The sequence below is a fragment of the Sulfurimonas sp. genome, assembly GCF_032250635.1.
Lineage (GTDB): Bacteria > Campylobacterota > Campylobacteria > Campylobacterales > Sulfurimonadaceae > Sulfurimonas.
The window spans coordinates 1-5,331 of sequence record NZ_JAVVFL010000156.1; the positions used below are offsets into that span (position 1 = coordinate 1).

Here is a 5,331-nt window from a genome sequence, read left to right on the forward strand (position 1 = left end):
ACATAAAGTATCCCGATGAAGGCTTCAAGATGGAGCCTTCTTGTCGAGGCAAAGGCTATAAGAAATGCGCTCAAAAGTGCAAAACTAAGTGTTAATAGATAGAAGTGCTCATCATGAAAATAGCCAAGACTGATTGCCGAGCCAAGAGCCGCGAACTGCGCGATTGCAAGGTCGGTAAAGATGATGCCGCGCTTTAGAATCTCCATGCCAAAGTAGGAGTGAAGCATCACAAGGATGATAACGAGGGCAATGGGAACAAGCAGAATATCTATCATTTTATCGCACCGGTTAGATGGTCAAAGAGGGCGCTCAGGTTGTCAATATTCTCAAGCGCTTCTATGTCATGTGGCATTAAAACAACCTTGATTCCTGCCTTTTGGCTTATAAAATCGGCTGTTTTTGTTGAGTGGTAAACATCATGGAGTATGCAGCAAGGATTCTCTTTTTTTATAAGCTCTATCGTTTCAATCACATGTTTTGAAGATGGCGGAATCCCAGGCAAAGGCTCTATAGTACCAATGTTTATAACTCCGTACGCTTTGTTAAAGTAAGCCAAGTTGTCATGAAACTGTATGACTTTTAGACCTTTTTTGTCGCTCATCTTTTGACTCCACTCACTCATCTTTTGGTTCCACATCTTTGAAAATTCGGCATAGTTTTTCTCATAGACTTCTTTATCAACTCTGTCGATTGAGATTAAAAACTCTTTAATTGTATTTGCAAGAAGTAGAGTGTTTTTTGGGTCAAGATGAAAGTGCGGATTGCCATCGGGGTGGATGTCGCCATCTTTTCTATCGACCTCACTAGGCTTGTTTATAAGCTCAATATGGTGGGAGAGATTTAAAAATGTTGCAGATGATGGCGAAGTTTTCGGGTTTCCTGCGCGGTTTATAAGAGGAGGAAGCCAGCCGATCTCAAGCTGTCCTCCGTTCATAATGAGTGCATCCGCATTTCTAACTTTTGCGATTAGCGAAGGGCGCGGGATGATAAAGTGCGGATCCCAATTCCCCTTCGCCAAAACAGTAGTCGTAATATGCTCGCCGCCTATTGTTTTAGTAAGCGCGCCAATGTATGGGTAGCTTACCGCAATATTTAGATGAGCTAACAGTGTTAGCGGCAGAAGTGTTATAAGTGTTAGTAGTTGTTTCAAATGTACTCCAATCTGCCTCGAACGAGGCAAGCTTTTCTAAAGAAACCGCTAAAGCAGTTTTGTGCCTTAGCGGCTAGTGTAGATGGCGGAATTACTTCCGACATCGTTCAAATAATTAAAAACTATGTGCTGCGTGTGCGCCGATTGAGATATTTGCTTGGAGAATGATAGTGTTTATTTTCTCTCTTTGAGCATCTTCGTTAAACATCGCGTTATCACGGCTGTACTGAAGTCTAAATCTTGCAAACTCGCTAGTGTGGTACTCTACCATTGCCGTGTATTTGTCAAGATTATCAGGCTGGTCTACGTCAAGATTCGCTTTTGTAACATCATTTTTTAAAATTGTGTCGTACCTCAAACCCATTTTCCAGTTTTTATCGTGTGTGTAGATAAGTTGTGAGTAAAGACCGCTCTGTTTTTTAAGCATTGTAGGCGAGACAAAATTACCTAAATCATTATTTGCATATTGAATACCATCAAGTTCTCTCTCCAGATATTCGCTCTGCCATTTTATAGAGCTATAGGAATCTAGAGCATGCAGGAGAACAAAATCAGCGCCGTAGAGTTTTGCATCACCGCTAAATATATGTGGAGCCTCTTCATCGGTGCTGTGGTCTATTCTTGATTCGCCTTGTGCATAAGAGATACCACCTAAAATAGTTGTGTTACCAAAATCTTGAGATGCCTTTATGTACCCTACATAAAGAGATGCCCCATCACTCCCTTCTACGGTATCAGGGTTTGCTGCTGTATTTATAACTGTTAAATCAACTGACTCTTTCCCAAACATCTGCTCGTTTTCGCCCTGAAGTATCTCAAACCCTGCCATAAGGTAAAAAGGAGTCGGAGCCGTCCACTGTATCTGTGCACCTACTTCATTGATGCCGTGCATTCCCAAAAATGACTCATAAACCAAAGGCATATCCGCAAAATCCCATGCGTGGTGGTGCTGTTCGTTCAGGTAGCCGAAGTTTGAGTTAAACTTTCCGCCCTTTACTTTTGTGCCCTGTCCAAGAGCGTTTGATGTAAAGAAAAGCTCCTCTATCTCGACACCGTTCTCTGAGAAGTGAAATATGCCGTCCATGGTAAAAAATGGATCAACCGAGCTAGATAACACAAGCTCCGCGTAGTTTAGGTTAAACCCGTTATCTGCATTGTAGGTTGAGTGTGTAATATCGCCGTCTGTATGAGAACCTAATAAGCCGTGAACCACGCCCGGGACTTCGAGATGTCCTACTTCTGCATCTTTAACACTTCTGTCCACATAAGAGGCATCCATAATTAAAGAGATATCTGGAATAAATTTCGACTGATCAAAAGTTCTTTTTTCTACCGGAAGTACATCCGCACCATAAGCCAAAGCCGCGCATAATGCGCTTGATAATAATATTTTTTTCATAATTTTCTATCCTAAAGAATAATATATATTTTTGTTTTTGTAATGATTGTTTTTTTTGGGTTTAGGATAGGGTTGGCGGAGCGCGGTTCTGGTTAGCTTTTGTTTCTATATGAAGATATGAAACAGGGGCATTGTGAGCAATCGCTTCAAAGTGAAAAAGTTCAACATCCGAAGTAAATTTAACTGCATCATCGGACACCAAGTTGCTATTGACGGTACATACCAAACAGGTTGAACTGTCGTTATGCTCAATATGCTCCACCTCATGGATAGCAGCAAAGCTTGTAACAATAGCAAAGAGTATCGAGAGCAGTACGTTTAGTTTCATAGGCGTAATTTTATCATATTTTTATCAATATTATTAAAATTTCTTAACTGTTACGTACTTCACGCCATCGGGATAAAAGTGGCTCTGCAGAAGTTCAACAGCTGTTTCTGTAGCGCCTATTTTTATGTTTTCATATCTCTCTAGCAGCTCTTTAAAAGCTTCTTTATCGTTGATTTTTTTCATTCGCATTAGAGTTATATGCGGAACAAAGTGTGTCGCCTCTTTTAACGAAAACTGAGTGCAGAGTGATGAGTGAAGCATATCTAGTTTATACCCCTCTGGTCTTGCAAATAAAATATTGTTGTGTGAAAAATAGCTCAAAGAGGTTAGCTCCAGCGGTTCAACTTTTTCAAAGGTGGGCGGTAGTTTTTCCAGTAGCTCTTCAACTGTGTAAGTATTGCCAAAATAGTAGATTGTTGCATGCAGATTCTCTTCGCTTGTCCACCGACCTTCTATTATCTCTTTAAAGTCGTGTTTGAGTTTATCATAATCGCCAAGATGTGCTCTGAGGGCTAAAAACATAGGGTTCATAGGGTTAAGTATAACATATAATTTATGATGATTATAGTTTATATTAAGCTCATTGGGACTATGATATAGCATATAAAAATTAAAGGATCTAAGATGATTGACAAGAGAAAAGTTCAAAAAATCGTAAAAAAAGAGTTAAAAGCGATGCTGAAAAAAGAGCTCAAGCAAGAGGTCAAAAAGAACATCAAAGACTTTAAAAAGAAAGAGAAAGCAGAAAAAAAGAACGCGAAAAAGAAGTAGCGTTAATTTGAGCAAACTTTTTTTAAAATAGCACTCCATGTTTCATACAAAAAGCGCAGAGGATACTCTAAGAGAGTTGGAGTGCGGCGTTGATGGATTAAGCAGTGATGAGGTGGCGTTGCGTGCTAAGCATTATGGTAAAAATATTTTACCTGATGGTAAAAAACGCACCCTGTTTAATATATTTATTGAGCAGTTTAAGAGTCCCGTCATCTATGTTTTGCTTATCGCTACCGTTATATCGCTGGTCATCAAAGAGTTTAGTGATGCCGGTTTTATCATGGCGGCACTTCTCGTTAACGCGGTAGTCGGAACCTATCAGGAGTACAATGCCGGCGAGAGAGCTGACGCTCTGAAAAAAGTAATCAAGACCTATGTAAATGTTTTAAGAGACGGCAAAAAAGTTGAGATACTAAGCGAAGATGTCACAGTCGGTGACATCGTATTTTTCGAATCAGGCGTAAAAGCTCCCGCTGATATACGCCTTATAGAAGCAAACGATCTGCAAGTAAACGAATCGCTTCTTAGTGGCGAATCTATCGAAGTAAGTAAAAATCCGCAATATATCTCCAAAGACGAAGATGAACCCATAGGTGAGAGAAAAAACATGCTCTATGGCGGCTCTTTAGTTACAAAAGGGCGGGCAGTCGGAGTTGTGGTGGCAATAGCCGAGCTGACGGAAGTCGGCAAAATCGCCTCTCTTTTGGCAGAGGTAAAGATTGCAAAACCGCCGCTTATGCTGCGCATGGAGAAGTTCTCTTTCAACATCTCTAAAATCATCAGCGGTGTTGCGCTGCTTATCATCATGCTCGGCGTTTATCAGGATATGCCGCTAAAAGATATCTTTTTCCTTACGGTGGCTCTTGCGGTATCTGCTATTCCCGAAGGGCTGCCAGTTGCTATTACGGTTGCGCTGAGCGTCGCAAGCAGTGTTATGAGTAAGAGAAATGTCATCGTACGCAAGCTCTCTGCTATTGAGGGGCTTGGCTCATGTACGTTTATAGCAAGCGACAAGACCGGAACGATGACGCAAAACCGCCTAAGCGTTGAGCATTTTATCAGCCCCGATAAAACATATAGCAGCAGCGAAGCAGTAGATGAGTATATAGTTCTGAGTGCTCTTCTATGTAATGAATCAACCTACCACAAAGAGGGTGATGAGTTTGTTTTTTTGGGCGATCAGGTAGATATAGCCTTGGCAAGGTACGCACTTGCTCTTGATGAATCGCTTTTTAAAAAGTATAAAAAAGCAATCGCGCTAACTCCCTACGAACCTATCAACAAATATTCAGCTGCAAGTTACGAAATTGATGGCAAAAAAGTTGATTTTATCAAAGGCTCACCGGAGGTTATACTTGCAAAAAGCACACTTGGCGAGGATGAGAAAGGGTCTGTACTAAAGCAGGTTGATGAGTGGGCGGCAAACGGATTTAGAAATATAGCCTTGGCATACAGGATTAACGATAAGAGCGCTATTGCGGAGGATGGATACACCTATCTTGGATTTGCGGCTATTACCGACCCGCTTAGAGAGGGAGTCAAAGAGGCTCTTCGCAGTGCCGAAGAGGCGGGAATTGAAGTAGTTATGGTAACGGGGGATCATCCAAATACGGCATTTTATATAGCAAGAGAACTCGGCATCGCCATAAGCAGAGATGAGATAATAGACGGAGTGGCAATCGC

Annotated in this window: 6 protein-coding genes and 1 pseudogene; 2 read left to right on the forward strand and 5 right to left on the reverse strand. The window is 41.3% G+C overall.

The features are described 5' to 3' along the window. The 5 genes and pseudogenes from RQ763_RS09190 to RQ763_RS09210 form a co-directional block, all read right to left on the reverse strand. Positions 1-275: pseudogene (locus RQ763_RS09190) on the reverse strand (manganese transporter); the annotation flags it as partial. Continuing rightward, positions 272-1,150 (reverse strand): metal ABC transporter substrate-binding protein, encoded by an 879-nt coding sequence (locus RQ763_RS09195; RefSeq protein WP_314152543.1) that lies wholly within the window; start codon positions 1,148-1,150, stop codon positions 272-274. The pseudogene RQ763_RS09190 and the gene RQ763_RS09195, both read right to left, overlap by 4 nt. A gap of 115 nt (positions 1,151-1,265) precedes the next feature. Then, entirely contained in the window at positions 1,266-2,549 is a 1,284-nt protein-coding gene (locus RQ763_RS09200; protein WP_314152545.1) for a hypothetical protein, read from the reverse strand. A 61-nt stretch (positions 2,550-2,610) separates the two neighbouring features. Then, on the reverse strand, positions 2,611-2,877 hold the full coding sequence (locus RQ763_RS09205; protein ID WP_314152546.1) for a hypothetical protein: 267 nt from the start codon (positions 2,875-2,877) through the stop codon (positions 2,611-2,613). Positions 2,878-2,910: 33 nt separating this feature from the next. After that, entirely contained in the window at positions 2,911-3,399 is a 489-nt protein-coding gene (locus RQ763_RS09210) for a 2'-5' RNA ligase family protein (RefSeq protein ID WP_314152547.1), read from the reverse strand. A gap of 102 nt (positions 3,400-3,501) precedes the next feature. On the opposite strand from RQ763_RS09210, the gene RQ763_RS09215 reads away from it, so the two are divergent. Beyond that, the gene (locus tag RQ763_RS09215) at positions 3,502-3,648 is read left to right on the forward strand and encodes a hypothetical protein (protein WP_314152548.1); all 147 of its coding nucleotides are present in this window, start codon (positions 3,502-3,504) and stop codon (positions 3,646-3,648) included. 37 nt (positions 3,649-3,685) lie between these two features. Then, positions 3,686-5,331 (forward strand): cation-transporting P-type ATPase (locus RQ763_RS09220; protein ID WP_314152549.1); only part of this gene is annotated, 1,646 nt, incomplete at its 3' end.